The 18,287-nt window shown below is 60.1% G+C and carries 11 protein-coding genes; 4 read left to right on the plus strand and 7 right to left on the minus strand.

Features of this window, described 5'->3' with window-relative positions; genetic code table 11:
- Position 1: 1 nt before the first annotated feature.
- Positions 2-3,343, minus strand: a complete 3,342-nt coding sequence (gene treS / locus HU718_RS16180; protein WP_186615504.1) for a maltose alpha-D-glucosyltransferase — start codon at positions 3,341-3,343, stop codon at positions 2-4.
- Positions 3,344-3,513: 170 nt separating this feature from the next.
- Positions 3,514-5,508 (minus strand): alpha-1,4-glucan--maltose-1-phosphate maltosyltransferase, encoded by a 1,995-nt coding sequence (locus HU718_RS16185; protein WP_186615506.1) that lies wholly within the window; start codon positions 5,506-5,508, stop codon positions 3,514-3,516.
- A gap of 217 nt (positions 5,509-5,725) precedes the next feature.
- On the opposite strand from HU718_RS16185, the gene HU718_RS16190 reads away from it, so the two are divergent.
- Positions 5,726-5,884, plus strand: coding sequence for a hypothetical protein (locus tag HU718_RS16190; RefSeq protein WP_016985118.1), 159 nt, complete (start codon positions 5,726-5,728; stop codon positions 5,882-5,884).
- A 129-nt stretch (positions 5,885-6,013) separates the two neighbouring features.
- Here the strand turns inward: HU718_RS16190 and HU718_RS16195 are convergent, their stop codons facing one another.
- Positions 6,014-6,526 carry an MgtC/SapB family protein gene (locus HU718_RS16195; protein ID WP_077572699.1) on the minus strand — a complete coding sequence of 171 codons (513 nt, stop codon included), beginning with the start codon at positions 6,524-6,526 and terminating at the stop codon, positions 6,014-6,016.
- 123 nt (positions 6,527-6,649) lie between these two features.
- Between HU718_RS16195 and HU718_RS16200 the strand changes: the two genes are divergently transcribed.
- From HU718_RS16200 to mapR, 3 genes are all read left to right on the plus strand, one after another.
- Positions 6,650-6,898 (plus strand): DUF3203 family protein, encoded by a 249-nt coding sequence (locus HU718_RS16200; RefSeq protein ID WP_186615508.1) that lies wholly within the window; start codon positions 6,650-6,652, stop codon positions 6,896-6,898.
- Positions 6,899-7,093: 195 nt separating this feature from the next.
- Complete coding sequence (gene ccoG, locus HU718_RS16205) at positions 7,094-8,524, plus strand: cytochrome c oxidase accessory protein CcoG (protein WP_186615510.1); 1,431 nt, start codon at positions 7,094-7,096, stop codon at positions 8,522-8,524.
- Between the two features lie 314 nt (positions 8,525-8,838).
- Positions 8,839-10,248 carry a GntR family transcriptional regulator MpaR gene (mapR, locus tag HU718_RS16210; protein WP_102898926.1) on the plus strand — a complete coding sequence of 470 codons (1,410 nt, stop codon included), beginning with the start codon at positions 8,839-8,841 and terminating at the stop codon, positions 10,246-10,248.
- Positions 10,249-10,382: 134 nt separating this feature from the next.
- Here the strand turns inward: mapR and HU718_RS16215 are convergent, their stop codons facing one another.
- The 4 genes from HU718_RS16215 to HU718_RS16230 all read right to left on the minus strand — a co-directional run bounded on the left by HU718_RS16215 (position 10,383) and on the right by HU718_RS16230 (position 18,261).
- Entirely contained in the window at positions 10,383-11,129 is a 747-nt protein-coding gene (locus HU718_RS16215; RefSeq protein ID WP_095118727.1) for an SDR family oxidoreductase, read from the minus strand.
- 181 nt (positions 11,130-11,310) lie between these two features.
- Positions 11,311-13,392, minus strand: a complete 2,082-nt coding sequence (locus HU718_RS16220) for a putative bifunctional diguanylate cyclase/phosphodiesterase (RefSeq protein ID WP_186615512.1) — start codon at positions 13,390-13,392, stop codon at positions 11,311-11,313.
- A 295-nt stretch (positions 13,393-13,687) separates the two neighbouring features.
- Positions 13,688-15,157 (minus strand): efflux transporter outer membrane subunit, encoded by a 1,470-nt coding sequence (locus HU718_RS16225; RefSeq protein ID WP_186615514.1) that lies wholly within the window; start codon positions 15,155-15,157, stop codon positions 13,688-13,690.
- Positions 15,154-18,261, minus strand: coding sequence for an efflux RND transporter permease subunit (locus HU718_RS16230; RefSeq protein ID WP_110718618.1), 3,108 nt, complete (start codon positions 18,259-18,261; stop codon positions 15,154-15,156). Before HU718_RS16230 ends, HU718_RS16225 begins: the two co-directional genes overlap by 4 nt.
- Positions 18,262-18,287 lie beyond the last annotated feature (26 nt).

The raw sequence follows: 18,287 nt of genomic DNA on the forward strand, positions 1-18,287 counted from the left end.
ACTACTCTCCACCAAGATCGGAAAAGGGTTTAAGCCCCGTCAATAACCCGTACAAACCGTGCAACGGCACGGGCAGCCACGTGGGGCGATTTTCGGCTTCATAGGCCACTTCATAGGCCGCCTTCTCCAGTCCGAACAACGCCAGCGCGGCGTCGGCACCTTCAGGATCTTGCCAAGCATGATCAAGACTAGCTGCCGCACGGCGATATGCCTGAACAAATGCCTCACGGGCCTCACGCAGATAACGCTCGGCGACCAGACGCCGCGCGGTTTCAGATTCAGCGCTGTGGTCAACGTTGTGCACGTTGATGGTCATCGCCGCCGCGTAATCAAAGGAGCGCAGCACACCGCTGACATCTTTGTACGGACTGTGTTTGCCACGCCGCTCGCTCAATGGCCGCGCCGGTTCACCCTCGAAGTCGATCAGATAGGCATCGCCCTTGATCACCAGCACCTGGCCCAAATGCAAGTCGCCGTGGACGCGAATGCGCAAACCGCCGACGGCTTTTTTCGCCAGATCCTGCACGTGGGCGAGGATGGTTTTCTTCTCGTCGACCAGACGTTTGACCAGTTTCTGATCCGCTGCGCTGAGTTCGCCCTGATGCTGCTTGAGCAGTTTCAAGGCATGCTCGACCTGCGCCACGACATCCTTGCCCGTCGCCTGCATGTCCTTGGCCGTCGACACCTGCGGCGCGAAATCGGCATTGTCCGTAGGCGCGGCGAGCACTTCGTGCATTTCGCCCAGACGTTGGCCGAGCATGCCGGCAAAATCCTTCAACTCGCCGAGGGCGTTGTAATGCTGTTCCTGCTCGGACATGGCATCGGCCAGTTCATCGCGCAGCGCCCGTTCGAGGTTGTTCTGCGTCCATTCCCAGGCGTCGCCCTGATTGCTTAGATAGCCTTGGGCGATCATCAGCAGATTGTCCTCGCCCTTGGCATCGCGGCGGATCACCGAGCCGAGCAGCGGAGAGATATTGGCAAATCCGGCCTCGGTCAGGTAAGCGCTCATCTCCAGTTCCGGGTGTACGCCAGAAGCGACTTTACGTATCAGCTTGAGCACCATGCTGTTGCCGATCACCACCGAACTGTTCGATTGCTCGGCGGACAGATAACGCACCTCCGACTCTGCACCCAGGCCGAGTTTTTCCAGATGCGGCGTCGGTGCGAAGCGGATTTCACCCTCATTCGACTCCAATACCGTGTTGTTCTGCATGCCTTGCAGCACCGCACGAATAAACGCTTCGAGGCTGAACGCGTCGGTGATCAGACCGACTTGTCGTACACGGCGTACACGGGACAAGGCCAATTGCTGCGGCAACGCCGGGCCAACCTGATCTTCGGCAATAAAGCCGAACGGCAGTTGATAGCGACTGGTCTGCCCGCCGCTGGTGACTTCGACTTCGCTGAGCAGCACCGGATGCTGCGCATCGCCGAAACGCACGCCATAGGCCAGATGCACCTTGTCGATGGCCGCGTCCTTGCCGGCGAACCAGCGGCGGTTCTGCAGCCAGCTCGGCAGAATGCTTTGCTCCAGCGTCGTGCGGGACGGCGCTTCGAGCAGTTCTTCCATGCGTTTCTTCAACACCAGCGTGGTGAAGTCCGGCAGGCTCTGCGCCGGTTCCACGTGCCAGCTCGGCATCTGGTTTTCCGCCGCCAGGGCGAACCAATAGAAACCGTACGGCGCCAGGGTCAGGAGGAAATTCAACTGGCCAATCGGCGGGAACGCATTACCGCCGAGCATTTCCACCGGCACCATGCCGACATAGGCCGACAGGTCCAGTTCCACCGCTTGCGCACTACGCGAAACGTTGGCTACGCACAGAATGATTTCGTGTTTGCCGTCGACATCGGTGAATTCGCGGGTGTAGGCCAGCACGCGACGGTTGTTCGGCGAGAGCATCTTTAACGTGCCACGGCCGAAAGCCTTGGACTGCTTGCGCACGGCGAGCAGACGGCGGGTCCAGTTCAACAGCGAATGCGGATCGCCGGACTGGGTTTCGACGTTGACCGATAGATAGCCGTACTGCGGATCCATGATCGGCGGCAGCACCAGACTCGCCGGGTCGGCGCGGGAGAAGCCGCCGTTGCGGTCGATTGACCATTGCATCGGCGTACGCACGCCATCACGGTCGCCAAGGTAAATGTTGTCGCCCATGCCGATCTCATCGCCGTAATACAACGTCGGCGTACCGGGCATCGACAGCAGCAGACTGTTGAGCAGCTCGATGCGGCGGCGATCGCGCTCCATCAACGGCGCCAGACGCCGACGAATGCCGAGGTTGATCCGCGCGCGACGGTCAGCGGCGTAGTAGTTCCATAGATAGTCACGTTCTTTGTCGGTGACCATCTCCAGCGTCAGCTCATCGTGGTTGCGCAGAAAAATCGCCCACTGGCAGTTGGCAGGAATTTCCGGGGTCTGGCGCAGAATATCGGTGATCGGGAAGCGATCTTCCTGAGCCAGCGCCATGTACATGCGCGGCATCAGCGGGAAGTGGAATGCCATGTGGCATTCGTCACCGTTGAGGCCCGCCGCATCGGTGTCGCCGAAGTACAGCTGAGTATCTTCCGGCCATTGGTTGGCCTCGGCGAGCAGCATGCGGTCGGGATAATTGGCGTCGATCTCGGCGCGGATCTGCTTGAGGACGTCGTGGGTCTCGGGCAGGTTTTCATTGTTGGTGCCGTCGCGCTCGATCAGGTACGGAATCGCGTCGAGACGCAAGCCGTCGATGCCCATGTCCAGCCAGTAGCGCATCACCGAGAGCACGGCTTTCATCACTTGCGGGTTGTCGAAATTCAGGTCCGGCTGATGCGAATAGAACCGGTGCCAGAAGTACTGGCCGGCGACCGGGTCCCAGGTCCAGTTGGACTTTTCCGTGTCGAGGAAAATGATTCGCGTGCCGTCGTACTTCTGGTCGTCATCCGACCATACGTAGAAGTCCCGCGCCGCCGAGCCGGGCTTGGCCTTGCGCGCACGCTGGAACCACGGGTGCTGGTCCGAGGTGTGGTTGATGACCAGCTCGGTGATCACCCGCAAGCCGCGTTTGTGCGCCTCGGCGATAAAGCGCTTGGCGTCGGCCATGGTCCCGTAATCGCTGTGCACGCCGCGGTATTCGGCGATGTCGTAGCCGTCGTCGCGACGTGGCGAGGGATAGAACGGCAACAGCCAGATGGTATTGACGCCGAGGTCGGCGATGTAATCGAGTTTGGCGATCAGGCCGGGAAAGTCGCCGATCCCGTCGTTGTTGGAGTCGAAAAACGATTTGACGTGAACTTGATAGATCACCGCATCCTTGTACCAGAGCGGGTCTTTGATAAAGGTGGCTGCCTTGGGTTTCTTCGCCATGTGAAACTCCTGTTCAATTCTAGAAAAGCCGTGAGCCGATCACCTGACTCCAACTCAATGAGCAACCTGTGGGAGCGAGCCTGCTCGCGAATGCGGATTAACATTCAGCAAAAATGTCGCCTGCAAAATTGCTTTCGCGAGCAGGCTCGCTCCCACAGGGAGATCTGTGTTCAGGCAGTGATTCGCCAGATGCCGAACGGCTGATACGCCGGGTCCAGGCGCATGAACTGGTATTTGCCATGCCAGTCCCAGCGATGCCCGTTCATCAAGTCTTCGCCGTGGGTCGTCGCGTCGTCGGGCAGGCCCATTTCCCACAGCGGCAGTTCGAAATTCGCCTCCTGCACGTTGTGCGGATCAAGGCTGACTGCGACCAAAATGAAATTGCTGCCGTCAAAGCTGCGCTTGCCGAAATACAGAATGTTGTCGTTCCAGGCGTTGTAGACCTTCAGGCCCAGATGCGTGTGCAGCGCCGGGTTCTGCCGGCGGATACGATTGAGTTGGGCGATCTCAGCAATGATGTTGCCGGGCGCAGTGAAGTCGCGGACGCGGATCTCGTATTTCTCCGAATCGAGGTATTCCTCTTTGCCCGGCACCGGCGCCGACTCGCACAGCTCGAACCCCGAATACATGCCCCACAGGCCCGAGCCCATGGTTGCCAGCGCCGCGCGAATCAGAAACCCCGGGCGCCCGGATTCGTGCAGGAACGCCGGGTTGATATCGGGCGTGTTGACGAAGAAGTTCGGCCGGTAGCATTCGCGCCACGGCGATTCATTCAGTTCGGTGAAATAGGTCGCCAGCTCAGCCTTGCTATTGCGCCAGGTGAAATAGGTGTAGCTCTGGGTGTACCCGACCTTACCCAGACGCGCCATCATGGCTGGCGTGGTGAAGGCTTCAGCAAGGAAGATCACTTCCGGATACAGCGCCCGTACATCAGCGATCAGCCATTGCCAGAACGGCAACGGCTTGGTGTGCGGGTTGTCGACGCGAAAGATCTTCACGCCCTCCTCGACCCAGCCAATGACGATGTCGCGTAACTCGACCCACAGGCTCGGAATCGCCTCCGGCGCATAGAAGTCGACGTTGACGATGTCCTGGTATTTCTTCGGCGGGTTCTCCGCGTATTTGATCGTGCCGTCGGGGCGCCAGTTGAACCAGCCCGGATGCTGTTTGAGCCACGGGTGGTCCTGGGAACACTGGATGGCGAAGTCGAGGGCGATTTCCAGGCCATGATCGGCGGCCGCCGCCACCAGTCGGCGGAAGTCTTCGCGGGTGCCGAGTTGCGAGTGAATCGCCTCGTGGCCGCCCTCCTCACTGCCGATGGCATATGGACTACCCGGATCATCGGGGCCGGCGGTCAATGAATTGTTGCGACCCTTGCGATGGGCGCGGCCAATCGGGTGGATCGGCGTGAAGTACAGCACGTCGAAGCCCATGTCCTGAATCATCGGCAGACGCGAGTGCACGTCGTTAAAGGTGCCGTGGCGGTGCGGATCGTCGGTGATCGAGCGGGGAAACAGTTCGTACCAACTGGCGAACTCAGCGAGTTCGCGCTCGACGTCCATGGGAAATTCGGGACTGACGCTCAAGTAGGCGCGATGATCGGCTTCAGCCATCAACTGCGCACTGCGCGAGTGCAGAAACAACGCGACCTGCTCGGTTTCGAGCAATCCGGACAGTTCGTGGTGCAACGCGGCAAGCTGTTCACTGAGCTGACCTTCGCTGCGTTCGGCGGCCTGTTGCACCATGCTGCGGCCTTCTTGCAGCTCGAGCGAAACGGGCACGGCAGCGTTGTGCTTCTTCTCCAGTTCATACTGGAAACTGGCGAATTGATCGATCCACGCTTCGATGCAATACAGGAAGCGCCCTTGATGTTCCGGGCGAAACTGGCCTTGCCAGCCGTTATTGCCCTGATCGGTCATCACTTCGCTTTGCCAGCTCTCCTCGCCTTCCTCGCGCCAGCGGATGCGCACGGCGAGTTTGTCGTGGCCGTCGGCGAACACTTTGCTGGTGACCACCACTTCGCGGCCGGCAATCGACTTCACGGCGAACTGCCCGCCATCAAGAGTCGGCATGGTGTTTTCGATGGCAATGCGCGGCAGCAGCAACGCCTGCGACAGCGGCATGTGCGGGTTGTAGCTGAGTTCTGAGGGTCTTTCAGCAGTCATTGAGCATCTCTCCTTAACGCCCCAAGGACGCTCTTGTGCCGGATCAGTGTTCACAACGAAGCACCTGCCCCGAAATGAACTCACTTAGGTTCCGAGCGACCGGCGCCGGGAAAAGTTCAGATGAAATTACCGTGTCAGAAAAGCGGATCGAATTGCGTGCAGGGTGGTCAATCCACTTAAGCACTTCTCACGCCATGTGCCACACGGAGGTCAACAGATGAACATCCCGATCCCGGCCGAAACGCCTGATCCGAACATCGACAAACCCACTTTGCCCGAGACCGAGCCGCAACCGATTCCGGAGCAGGAACCGCCTGGCACCACACCGCCGCCGAAAGAAGAACCGCCTAGCACGATGCCCCCGGTGATCGTCTAACTGATCGTTCCCACGCTCCGCGTGGGAATGCCTGATCGGACGCTCTGCGTTCGGCTCTGAAGGGACGCGGAGCGTCCCGGGCTGCATTCCCACGCAGAGCGAGGGAACGATCATCCGGCGCAGGAATGATCAGTGGTCATCAGTCTTCTCCTCTTCTTTTTCGAAGAGTTTTACGATCCGTGGCATCACGCTGAAAATCCCAAGTGCCAGAAAGGTACTGAGCAGCGCCGTCGCTTCCCTGCCCAACCCCGCCGCGACACCAATGGCCGCCGTCATCCACAGCCCGGCAGCCGTGGTCAGACCTTTGACATGGCCCTCATCGCCTTCCTTGTTTTTCAGGATAGTCCCGGCACCGAGAAAGCCGATCCCGGCGATCACCCCTTGCACCACGCGGCTCATCGCATCCGACTCTGCCCCCGACGTCTGCGGCACCAGCACGAACAGCGCGGCCCCAAGCGCCACCAACATATGCGTACGCACTCCGGCGGCCTTGCCTTTGTGCTCACGCTCGAACCCGAGAATGCCGCCCAGAATCGCCGCCATCAGCAGGCGCACGGTAATGCGCGTCAATTGCGATGCATCGCCGACGTCGGCGAATTCCGCCTGCAGGGTTTCCCACACTTCATGCCACCACGCGTTCATCCGGCAGTCCTTTCAAAGGGTCTATAAACGATGGACAGCGGCGACCATTAATCAGTTGCGCAGAACGATCGGCGAAACGTACGCCCTAACCGTTCAGACACCCCTGAAAAAAGGACTGCCCTCATGCCCCTTCGAGTCGATGAATCCAACCCCGAACAAAAAGTGTGTTTTTTCACCGTTGAACATGGCGAGGAAATTCGCATTTGCGACACCCTGGAAGTCATGACGGATAGCGAAAAATCCATGTCGTTCGTGGAAATAGAAGGTCGACGTGTTTACATCAGCGAAAAAGAAGCTGATGCCTTGACCGTCGCAGGCGCCAGGGACGGACGCAAACACCTGAAAGCCGACGAGAGTGATTCGGTGATTTGACTGACCCTGATCAACACCCCGCGCAAACGTCTGCGATAGGCGTTTGCGCCTTTGCCTGCGGGTTGCTTCAAGTTGTCGCAGGCGTTGCGCAAAATTGCATCTGATCCGCTTTTTATTGAAATACCTGAGTCTGTTATGCAAACAGATCGACGCGCATAGTGCTCTGGCCTGATGGAGGCTGATGAGCGAATAACCATGAGCGAACAAATCCCCGTCCGAACCGTAGAAGCAACGCCTACTATCAAAAGTGTGCCCGCACGCCCAATGAAGGCGACGGCCAAGTCCAGCGACAACCAGATCCACACCCGCAGCTTCACCGGCCTGTTCCGCACCTTGCGCATGAGTGGCGCTGGATTTCTGTTCGTGTTGTTTTTCGGCACTGTGTGGCTGAACTGGGGCGGACGTCAGGCGGTGCTCTGGGATCTTTCCGAAAGCAAATTCCATATCTTCGGCGCGACTTTCTGGCCGCAGGATTTCATCCTGCTCTCGGCGCTGCTGATCATCGCCGCGTTCGGCTTGTTCGCCATCACCGTGTTCGCCGGCCGGGTCTGGTGCGGCTACACCTGCCCGCAGAGTTCGTGGACATGGATCTTCATGTGGTGCGAGAAGATCACCGAAGGCGAGCGCAACCAGCGGATCAAACTGCAAGCCGCGCCGTGGAGCCTGAACAAACTCGCCCGGCGCGCGGCCAAACACACCTTGTGGCTGGCGATCAGCGTGCTCACTGGCCTGACTTTCGTCGGTTACTTCACGCCGATCCGGCCACTGGCCGAGGAACTGCTGACCCTGCAAATCGGCGGTGTCAGTCTGTTCTGGGTGCTGTTCTTCACCGCTGCCACCTACATCAACGCCGGTTGGCTGCGTGAAGCGGTGTGCATGCACATGTGCCCGTATGCGCGGTTCCAGAGCGTGATGTTCGACAAGGACACCCTGGCGATTTCCTATGACGTCGCCCGTGGCGAAAACCGTGGCCCGCGTAAGCGCGACGTGAAACCGCTCGAGGCCGGCCTGGGTGATTGCATCGACTGCCAGTTATGCGTGCAGGTCTGCCCGACCGGCATCGACATCCGCGATGGCTTGCAGATGGAGTGCATCGGCTGCGCGGCGTGCATCGACGCCTGCGATTCGATCATGGACAAAATGAACTACCCGCGCGGGTTGATCCGCTACAGTTCCGAGCGCGAATTGCAGGGTGGCAAGACTCACCTGCTGCGGCCGCGTTTGATCGGTTACAGCGTGGTGCTGGTGGCGATGATTGGCGCGCTGGCATGGGCGCTGGTCGAGCGGCCGATGGTCTCGCTGGACGTGACCAAGGATCGCGGCTTGTTCCGTGAAAACGGTCAGGGCCAGATCGAAAACATCTATAGCCTTAAAGTCATCAACAAGACCCAGCAACGCCAGGACTACAACCTGACGCTGGTGGGGGGCGATGGCTTCAAGTTGCAAGGCAAGACCGAACTGAGCCTGGCCCCGGGTGAGATTGTCGATGTGCCGGTGTCGGTGGCGATGATCACGGAACGCCCGGCCAGCAGCTCGCAGACCTTGAGTTTCAAGATTGCCGACAGCGATGAGCCTGAGGTTTACAGCGTGGCGAAGAGCAGGTTTGTTGCGCCGATGAATCGTTGAGCCGTTAGAATCTTTTCCCCTCACCCCAGCCCTCTCCCGGGGGTAGAGGGGGCCGACCGAGGTGTCTGTCGCTATACATCGACCTGACAGACCGAGTCGATTATGGATTCAGCAAAGCACTTCCCGGCCGAGTCGATTATGGATTCAGCAAAGCACTTTCAGACCGAGTCGATTATGGATTCAGCAAAGCACTTTCAGGTCGGTGTAGTTCACAAGCATCCCCCAATCAGTCCCCTCTCCCTCTGGGAGAGGGCTAGGGTGAGGGCTTTTCCCTCCCTGACACCCCACAATTCAACCAGCACCAAGGCTCCTCGATGAAACGCTACGAAAAATTCGCCGACGACATCGCTGAACTGATCCGCTCCGGCGTCCTCGGCCCCGGCCAGCGCGTGCCTTCGGTGCGTTACGCCAGCCAGACCTACGGCGTCAGCCCGTCCACGGTGTTCCAGGCCTATTACCTGCTCGAACGCCGCGGCCTCATCCGCGCGCGCCCGCGCTCCGGCTACTTCGTCAACACCCATGCGCCGAGCCCGTTTTCCGAGCCGGTGATCAGCAGCCACGTCAACGACTCCACCGAAGTCGACGTCAGCGAACTGGTGTTCTCGGTACTCGATTCGATCAAAGACCCGAGCACCATCCCCTTCGGCTCGGCATTCCCCAGCCCGACCCTGTTCCCGCTGCAACGCCTGTCGCGCTCGCTGGCCAGCGCCGCCCGCGAGATGGACCCGCGCATGGTCGTCACCGACATGTCGCCGGGCAACCCGCAACTGCGCCGGCAAATCGCCCTGCGCTACATGGTCGGTGGCTTGATGCTGCCGATGGAAGAATTGCTGATCACCAACGGCGCCCTCGAAGCGCTGAACCTGTGCCTGCAAGCTGTCACCGAACCCGGCGATCTGGTGGCCATCGAAGCCCCGGCGTTCTACGCCAGCCTGCAAGTTCTGGAACGGCTGAAACTCAAAGCCGTCGAAATCCCCGTGCACCCGCGCGACGGTATCGACCTCGGCGTGCTCGCGCAAACCCTCGAACGTCACCCGATCAAGGCCTGCTGGTGCATGACCAGTTTCCAGAACCCGATGGGCGCCACCATGCCTGAAGCGAAAAAACAGGAACTGGTAGAACTGCTCCGCCACCATCAGGTGCCGCTGATTGAAGACGACGTCTACGCCGAACTCTATTACGGCCAACAGGCACCGAAACCGGCCAAGGCCTTCGACACCGAAGGCCTGGTGATGCATTGCGGCTCGTTCGCCAAAAGCCTGGCCCCCGGTTACCGCATCGGCTGGGTCGCCGCCGGGCGTTATGCGCAGAAAATCGAACGGCTGAAACTGATGACTTCGCTGTGTGCCTCGATGCCGGCGCAAGCGGCGATCGCCGATTATCTGCAACACGGCGGCTACGATCGGCATCTGCGCAAACTGCGCTACGCACTGGAAGAACAGCAGAGCGCGATGCTCGCTGCGATTGCCCGTTACTTTCCGGCGCAGACGCGGGTCAGCCAACCGGCGGGCGGCTACTTTTTGTGGCTGGAACTGCCACCGCAGATGGATTCGCTGAAGTTGTTTCAGATGGCACTGGCGCAAGGCATCAGCATCGCGCCGGGGCCGATTTTTTCGCCGACGCAGCGCTTCAGGAATTGTATTCGGTTGAATTACGGCAGCCCGTGGACCGAAGACTCGGAAAAGGCCATGGAGACGTTGGGGCGGATTGTGCGGTCGTTCTGACAGTCCTGTGTTGTCTGGGCTATTGCCTTCGCGAGCAGGCTCGCTCCCACATTGGTTCTGTGTCCGGCACAAATCCAGGGTGGGAGCGAGCCTGCTCGCGAAGAGGGCCGACCTGACAGCGAAACTCTCTGGACTTAACGCCCACCCCCCAAATCAACAAACGTCCCGGTCGCATAAGACGCTTTATCCGACAACAACCAGACAATCGCCTCCGCCACTTCATCCGGCCGCCCGCCACGGGCCATCGGAATCGCCGACTCCAGCTTGCTGACCCGATCCGGATCGCCGCTCAATGCATGGAAATCGGTATAGATGTAACCCGGGCGCACCGCGTTGACCCGAATCCCTTCGCCCGCCACTTCCTTGGACAAACCGATGGTAAAAGTATCGAGCGCACCTTTGGAGGCCGCGTAATCGACGTATTCGTTGGGCGAGCCAAGACGCGAGGCGACCGACGACACGTTGACGATACTGCCGCCCTGCCCGCCGTGCTTGGGCGACATGCGCAGGATCGCGTGCTTGGCACAGAGGATCGGTGCCAGGACATTGGTTTTCATGATTTTCAGAATGCGGAATTCGGACATTTCGTCGACCCGCGACTTTTGCCCGACGGTGCCAGCGTTGTTCACCAGTGCGGTGACCCGGCCCAACTCGGTGTCGACCCGCTGGAACAGCGCGATCACTTCGTCTTCGATGCTGACGTCGGCGCGCACGGCGATGGCTTGGGCGCCCAATGCGCGGACTTGCTCCAGCACGCTTTGCGCGGCTTGTTCATCCGACTGATAGTTGATGCAGATCCGATAGCCTTGCTCGGCAGCCAACAGCGCCGTAGCAGCGCCAATCCCGCGCCCGCCACCGGTGATCACAATGACTTTATCCATGCTGGCCTTTCTCCCCGATGCACACGTAACAGTCGGGGGGAAGAATAACCGCCATTGACGGGTTTTGCATGAGGTCTGTTGTGTCTGGCCGGACGCCTTCTCGAGCAGGCTCGCTCCCTCAGGGGGTATGCATTCCAAATGTGGGAGCGAGCCTGCTCGCGAAGAACGATAACGCGGTCGATCAGACCGCCGCCACCTGCTTGCCGCGCGCAATATCCTGCATGAATTTGTCCGCCGGCATCGGATGCCCGAGCAGATAACCCTGCAACGAATCACACCCCAGCTCAGTCAGAAACGCCTGCTGCACACCGGTTTCAACACCTTCGGCGACAATGCGCAAACCGAGCGCCTGCCCCAACGCAACGATCGCCGAGACGATTGCCGCATCATCACTGTCATGCTCCAGATCGCGCACAAAGCCACGGTCGATCTTCAGCTCATTGGCCGGCAGACGCTTGAGGTACATCAGGCTGGAATAACCGGTGCCGAAGTCATCGATCGACAGGTCGACGCCCATGTCCGACAACTCCTGCAACACCGTCATGCTCGCGTCGGCATCGCTCATCGCCGTGGTTTCGGTGATTTCCAGGGTCAGGCTGTTGGCCGGCAAGTGGTGCGTGGCCAGCGCCTTGGCCACGCTGCGCACCAGCCCGGTGTGGCAGAACTGCAACGCCGACAGGTTCACCGCGATGCGCCAATCGGTGTAACCGAGCACGAACCACTCGCGCATCTGCCGACAGGCTTCATTGAGCACCCAGTCGCCGATCGGGATGATCAGCCCGGACTTCTCGGCCAGGTCGATAAACTTGTCCGGCATCAGCATGCCGTGGATCGGGTGCTGCCAGCGCAGCAGCGCTTCAGCCCCCACCGGGCGGCCGTTGGCGGCGTCGAATTTGGGCTGGTAATGCAAGCTGAACTGACTGTGTTCCAGCGCCGCCCGCAGGTCCTGCAACAACTGCAACTGCTTGCGCGCGTTGTTGTTCATCGACGCATCGAAAAAGCTGTAACCGTTTTTGCCGCCGCCCTTGGCGTGGTACATCGCCGCGTCAGCATTCATCAGCAGTTCCTGCGCGGTCTGGCCATTGCCCGGATACAGGGCGATGCCAACGCTGGCGGAAATCTGCAAGTCATGTTCGGCGACGCGGAATGATTGCGCGATCAGACCGACCTGACGCGCGGCCAGTCCCAGCGCATCATTGGGTTCGCTCAGACGCACCAGCAACACGAATTCATCGCCACCGATGCGCGCCAGTGTGTCCAGGCTGCGCAAGTCTTCACGCAAACGCACGCCGACTTCGCGTAACAACTGATCGCCCATGTGATGACCAAATGCATCGTTAACCGGTTTGAAGCCGTCCAGATCGATGAACATCAAGGCAAAACAGCCGCCCTGCTCGTGGACCTTTTTCATCGCCTGATTGATCCGGTCGTCCAGCAACATGCGGTTCGGCAGGCCGGTCAGCGTGTCGTGCAAGGCCAGTTGCGTGAGTTCGCGGTTGGCCACGGTCAACGAGTGCGCGAGATCAGCGGTACGCGCTTCGAGACGCGCGTCGAGAATCGAGGTCAGCAAGGCAATCGACAGCACCGCCAACGTGGTGATCAACACCAGGCTGTCTAGGCCATTGCCCTTCAAGCCATTGACGGTGGCGCCACAGAAGCTGCCGTCGGGGAACTGCGCGGCGGCCATGCCGGTGTAATGCATGCCGACAATGGCGATGCCCATGATGATCGCCGCGCCGCCACGAATCAGGCGCACATAAGGCGAATGCTGACGCAGGCGAAAGGCGATCCACAGCGCCGCAGCCGACGCACCCACGGCGATCAGCAACGAGGCGCCAAACAGTGTCGGGTCGTAGTCGATTCCCGGGGTCATGCGCATCGCCGCCATGCCGGTGTAATGCATGGCACTGATCCCGGCGCCCATGATCAGCGCGCCCAACGCCAGTTGCAGAATCGGCAGTTTCGGCTGACTGACCAGCCACAAGGCAAACCCGCAGGACAACACCGCGATCAGCAGTGACAGCGCGGTCAGGGTGATGTCGTAGCCAAGGTCGATCGGCAGCTTGAAGGCGAGCATGCCAATGAAGTGCATCGACCACACGCCGATGCCCATGGCAAATGCACCGCCGGCGGTCCAGAAATGCACCGCACGGCCCTTGGCCGTGGCGATACGACCGGTGAGGTCGAGCGCGGTATAGGAAGCGAGAATCGCCACGCACAACGAAATGAAAACCAGGGTGGAGGAATAACTACCGATGAGCATGGGATTTCTCGTGACCACCCAACGCGGACTGCGTCCATTCTCGGTCGGGCAAATGCGGCGATTGTACTGATTGCGCAGAAGAACGCACTGACAAAGTGAGCAATTGGCCATCAAGCCGATGAAACGCTTGTTCGATCGTCCGAGATGCCTCTGGAATGGGGCTTTCTGAACCTTGCGCGATTATTGTGGGAGCGAGCCTGCTCGCGAATAGGCTCTCTGATTCAAAACAATCAGCGACTGTATTGCCGCCTTCGCGAGCAGGCTCGCTCCCACAGGGTTTCGTCCATAGCGTGATTTATTGGGCGTCACCGACATCCAGTTGCCCGTCCCAGCCACCGCCCAGCGCCGCAATCAGTTGCACGCTGGCGATCAAGCGACTCTGCAGAATATTCAGCACGCTGCGCTCGTTGCTCAATGCCGTGGCTTGCACCACCACAACATCGATGTAAGCGATCAGGCCAGCCTTGTACTGGTTTTCCGTCAGGCGCAATGAGTCGCGGGCGGCATCCAGCGCTTCCTGGCGCACCGCCGCTTCGTCTTCGTAGACCTTGAGCTGCACCAGGTAGTTTTCAACTTCGCGGAAACCGTCGAGCACGGTCTGACGGTACTTGGCCACGGTCTGATCGTACACCGCCTCGGTGCGGTCGACTTCTGCCGAACGTATGCCACCGTCAAACAGCGGCAGCGCCAGTTTTGGCCCGACCGACCAGAAGCGGTTCGGCAGGCTGATCAGGTTCTGCGAGGTACTGCTGCTGTAACCGCCGCTCAGACTCAAGCTCAGATCCGGGTAATACGCGGCTTTGGCCACGCCGATGTTGGCGTTGGCGGCGATCACCGAGCGCTCGGCCGAAGCAATGTCCGGGCGGCGTTCCAACAGCTGCGACGGCAGGCTCAACGGCACCTGCGGCAGCTTTGGAATGGTCTGCACTTCGGCAATGTTGAAATCCGCCGGCGCTTGACCGGTCAGTACGGCAATCGCATTTTCAAACTGCGCACGCTGCCAGATCAGGTCAACCAGATCGGCCTGGGTGCTTTTCAGTTGCGTCTGCGCCTGTGCTACCGCATCGCGCCCGGAAACGCCCGCGCGGTATTGGTTCTGGGTCATTTTCAGCGAGCGTTCGTAAGCGGCAACCGTCGCTTCGAGCAGACGTTTTTGCTGATCGATCACCCGCAACTGCAGGTAGTTCTGCACCAACTCCGACTGCTGACTCAGGCGCATGGCGGCCAGGTCGGCAAAACTGGCCTGGGCACTGGCCTCATCGGCTTCCAGTCCACGGCGCAGCTTGCCCCACACATCGGCTTCCCAACTGACGCCCAGCTCAGCGTTGTAAGTATCGCGGATGCCGCTGGAGGAACTGCTCAAACTCGAACTGCTGCTGCCGGTGCCCTGACTAGAGCGAGTCTTGCCCAAGCTCAAGTCAACGCTGGGATAAAATGCCCCGCGCGCACTGCGTACCAACGCCTGGGCCTGACGGTACTGGGCTTCCGACTGTGCGACGGTCTGGTTGGAATTGTTCAGGCGTTCGATCAAGCCGTTGAGCTGCTGATCGCCATACAACTCCCACCAGGCGCCCCGGGCCAGCGAATCGCTCGGGTTGGCTTGGGTCCAGCCCTCGGCTTCTTTGTACTGAGCGATCTCAGCGGTTTGCGGACGCTGGTAGTCCGGGCCGACAGCGCAGGCACTGAGCATCGCCACGCACAGCGACAGGCTCAGCAGACGCGAGCCTCGAACGGTGGCCAGATTGAAAAGCGAACGGTCAGTCATAGCGGAGTTTCCAGAGCGGCGTCAGTACGCACGCCACGCCATTTATTGAAACGATGGCGCAGCTTGTCGAGATAGAGGTAAACCACAGGCGTGGTGTAAAGCGTCAGCACCTGGCTGAAAATCAGCCCGCCGATAATGGTCAAACCGAGCGGCTGGCGCATTTCCGCGCCTTCGGCCCGGCTGAGCAGTAGCGGCAAGGCACCGAGAATCGCCGCCAGGGTGGTCATCAGAATCGGGCGCAAGCGTTGCAGACAGGCGCTGCGGATCGACTCCAGCGGCGACAGACCTTGATGGCGTTCCAATTGCAACGCGAGGTCGATCATCAGAATGGCGTTTTTCTTCACCACGCCAATCAGCAGGAACAACCCGAGCAACGAGATCAGGCTGAACTCGCCGCCCAGCGCATAGATCGACAGCAACGCGCCAACACCGGCCGACGGCAGGGTCGACAGGATCGTCAGCGGATGGATGTAGCTTTCATACAGTACGCCCAGCACCAGATACACCGCCAACAGCGCCCCCAGAATCATGAACGGCTGGCTCTTCTGCGTCGCGGCAAAAGCGTCGGCGGTGCCGGCCATTTTCGCGATGACATCTTCCGGCAGACCCAACTTGGCAATCGCCCGTTCGATGGCGGCACTGCCCTGCTCCACCGTCACGCCTTCGGCCATGTCGAAGGAAATGTCTTCGGAGGCGAACTGGCCTTCGTGGCTGACGCGGTCATCTTCCAGGCTGCTCTCATAATGAGCGATCGTCGACAGCGGCACCCGCGCACCGTCAGCGGTGATCACCTGAACCTGCTTGAGCGTCACCGGGTCCTGGGCGTATTTCGGATTGACCTCCATCACCACCTGATACTGGTTGAGGCTGTCATAGATCGTCGAAATCTGCCGCTGGCTGTAGGCGTTGTTCAACACCGAGGTAACCATGTCCATGTCGATCCCCAGGCGCTTGGCCTGATCGCGGTCGACGATCAACGTCACTTGCTGGGCACCCTTGCCTTCACGCGCGTCGATCGCGGTCAGCTCAGGCAACGCCCTTAACGCGGCAACCACTTTTGGATACCACTTGCGTAACTCGCCCAGATCGCCACTTTGCAGGATGTAGCTGTACTGCGACGTGGTCTGCTCGCGACCACCGCCAAATTGCAGATCCTGATCGGCCATCAGCATCAGTTGCGCACCGGGCACCTTGGGCATTTCCTTGCGCAGGCGTTCGATGACTTTCTGCGCGTTGAGCTGGCGCTCCTTGATCGGCTTCAGACGTACCAGCATGAAGGCGTTGTTGGTGCCGTTGCTGCCGCCGATGAACCCGGCGACACTTTCCACCGCTTCGTCCTTGAGCACGGCGCGGCGGAAGATTTCCATTTTCGGCTGCATCACACTGAACGACAGGCCGTCGTCACCGCGCACGAAACCGATCAACTGGCCGGTGTCCTGCTGCGGCATGAAGGTTTTCGGCACCACCACGTACAGCGCGACGTTGACGCCGACGGTGATCAGCAGGCTGAGCAGCGTCAGGCGCCGGTGGCGCAACACCCAGTCGAGGCTGGTGGCGTATTTGCCGACCATCCAGTCGTTGGTGCGGCGACTCCAGCGTTGCAGACGATTTTCCTGCCCTGGTGTGTGCGGTTTCAGCCAACGGGCGCAGAGCATCGGCGTCAACGTCAGCGAGACCACCAGCGACACCACAATAGCCGCCGCCAGGGTAATGGAAAACTCACGGAACAGGCTCTCGACGATGCCGCCCATGAACAGAATCGACAGGAACACCGCCACCAACGAGACGTTCATCGACAGCAAGGTGAAACCGACTTCCTTGGCCCCGAGGTAAGCGGCCTGCATCGGTTTGACGCCCTCGTCGATGTGCCGGGAAATGTTCTCCAGCACCACGATGGCGTCATCCACCACCAGGCCGGTGGCCAGAATCAGCGCCATCAGCGACAGGTTGTTCAGCGAGAAGCCATAGAGGTACATCACCGCAAAGGTGCCGACCAGCGACACCGGTACGGCCAATGTCGGAATCAGCGAGGCGCGGAAGTTACCGAGAAACAGGAACACCACCAGAATCACCAGCACCACGGCAATCAGCAAGGTCATCTCGGCTTCGTGCAACGTTGCCTTGATCACCGGCGAGCGGTCCATGGCCAGATCCAGCTTCACGCTGGCCGGCAACACCGCTTGCAGTGCCGGCAGTTGCGCCTTGATCTCGTTGACCGTCTCGATGATGTTGGCGCCGGCCTGGCGGTTGATCACCAGCAGCACCGCCGCGTCATCGTTGAAGAAGCCGCTGTTGTAGCGGTCTTCGACGCCGTCGCTGACCTTGGCCACGTCTTTGAGGCGCAGCGCAGCACCGTCGGCATAGTGGATGATCAGTGATTCGTAATCCTTGGCTTTCTCCAACTGGTCATTGGCCTGGATCTGCCACAACCGTTGACCGTCCTCGACCGAACCCTTAGGCCGGCGCACGTTGGCATCGGCGATGGTCTTGCGCACATCGTCGAGCGCTACACCGTACTGGTTCAGTGCCTGCGGTTCGAGTTCGATGCGTACCGCCGGCAGCGAACTGCCGCCGATCTGCACTTCACCGACGCCCTGCACCTGGGACAGGCTCTGGGAAAGAATGGTCGAGGCCAAATCGTAGAGCTGGCCTTTTTCCAGCACGTCGGACGTCAGCGACAGCACCATGATCGGCGCCTGTGACGGGTTGACCTTCTTGTAGGTCGGCATGCTGCGCATACCGCTCGGCAACAGGTTGCGCGAGGCGTTGATCGCCGCCTGCACTTCCCGCGCGGCACCATTGATATCGCGGTCGAGGTCAAACTGCAGAATGACCCGGGTCGAACCCTGACTGGAGCGGCTGCTCATGGTGTTGACGCCGGCAATCGCGCCAAATGAGCGCTCCAGCGGCGTCGCCACAGTAGACGCCATGACCTCCGGACTGGCACCGGGCAGGCTCGCCTGCACGACGATCACCGGGAAATCCATTTGCGGCAGTGGCGAAACCGGCAGCAGACCGAAGCTGACCCCGCCGAGCAGCATGATCGCCAGGCTCAGCAGCATCGTCGCGACCGGGCGCTTGATGAAAGGACCAGACAAATTCATAGAGGCCAGCTCCAAGTTTCAAGCTG

The organism is Pseudomonas tensinigenes (assembly GCF_014268445.2).
Classification (GTDB): domain Bacteria; phylum Pseudomonadota; class Gammaproteobacteria; order Pseudomonadales; family Pseudomonadaceae; genus Aquipseudomonas; species Aquipseudomonas tensinigenes.

Excerpts from the sequence above, each read along its gene's own strand:
- HU718_RS16200 (WP_186615508.1), top strand. The coding sequence starts at position 6,650 with ATGCCCCTTCGAGTCGATGAATCCAACCCCGAACAAAAAGTGTGTTTT.
- HU718_RS16230 (WP_110718618.1), bottom strand. The coding sequence starts at position 18,261 with ATGAATTTGTCTGGTCCTTTCATCAAGCGCCCGGTCGCGACGATGCTG.
- treS (WP_186615504.1), bottom strand. The coding sequence starts at position 3,343 with ATGGCGAAGAAACCCAAGGCAGCCACCTTTATCAAAGACCCGCTCTGG.
- HU718_RS16215 (WP_095118727.1), bottom strand. The coding sequence starts at position 11,129 with ATGGATAAAGTCATTGTGATCACCGGTGGCGGGCGCGGGATTGGCGCT.
- HU718_RS16190 (WP_016985118.1), top strand. The coding sequence starts at position 5,726 with ATGAACATCCCGATCCCGGCCGAAACGCCTGATCCGAACATCGACAAA.
- HU718_RS16185 (WP_186615506.1), bottom strand. The coding sequence starts at position 5,508 with ATGACTGCTGAAAGACCCTCAGAACTCAGCTACAACCCGCACATGCCG.
- HU718_RS16225 (WP_186615514.1), bottom strand. The coding sequence starts at position 15,157 with ATGACTGACCGTTCGCTTTTCAATCTGGCCACCGTTCGAGGCTCGCGT.
- mapR (WP_102898926.1), top strand. The coding sequence starts at position 8,839 with ATGAAACGCTACGAAAAATTCGCCGACGACATCGCTGAACTGATCCGC.
- HU718_RS16220 (WP_186615512.1), bottom strand. The coding sequence starts at position 13,392 with ATGCTCATCGGTAGTTATTCCTCCACCCTGGTTTTCATTTCGTTGTGC.
- HU718_RS16195 (WP_077572699.1), bottom strand. The coding sequence starts at position 6,526 with ATGAACGCGTGGTGGCATGAAGTGTGGGAAACCCTGCAGGCGGAATTC.
- ccoG (WP_186615510.1), top strand. The coding sequence starts at position 7,094 with ATGAGCGAACAAATCCCCGTCCGAACCGTAGAAGCAACGCCTACTATC.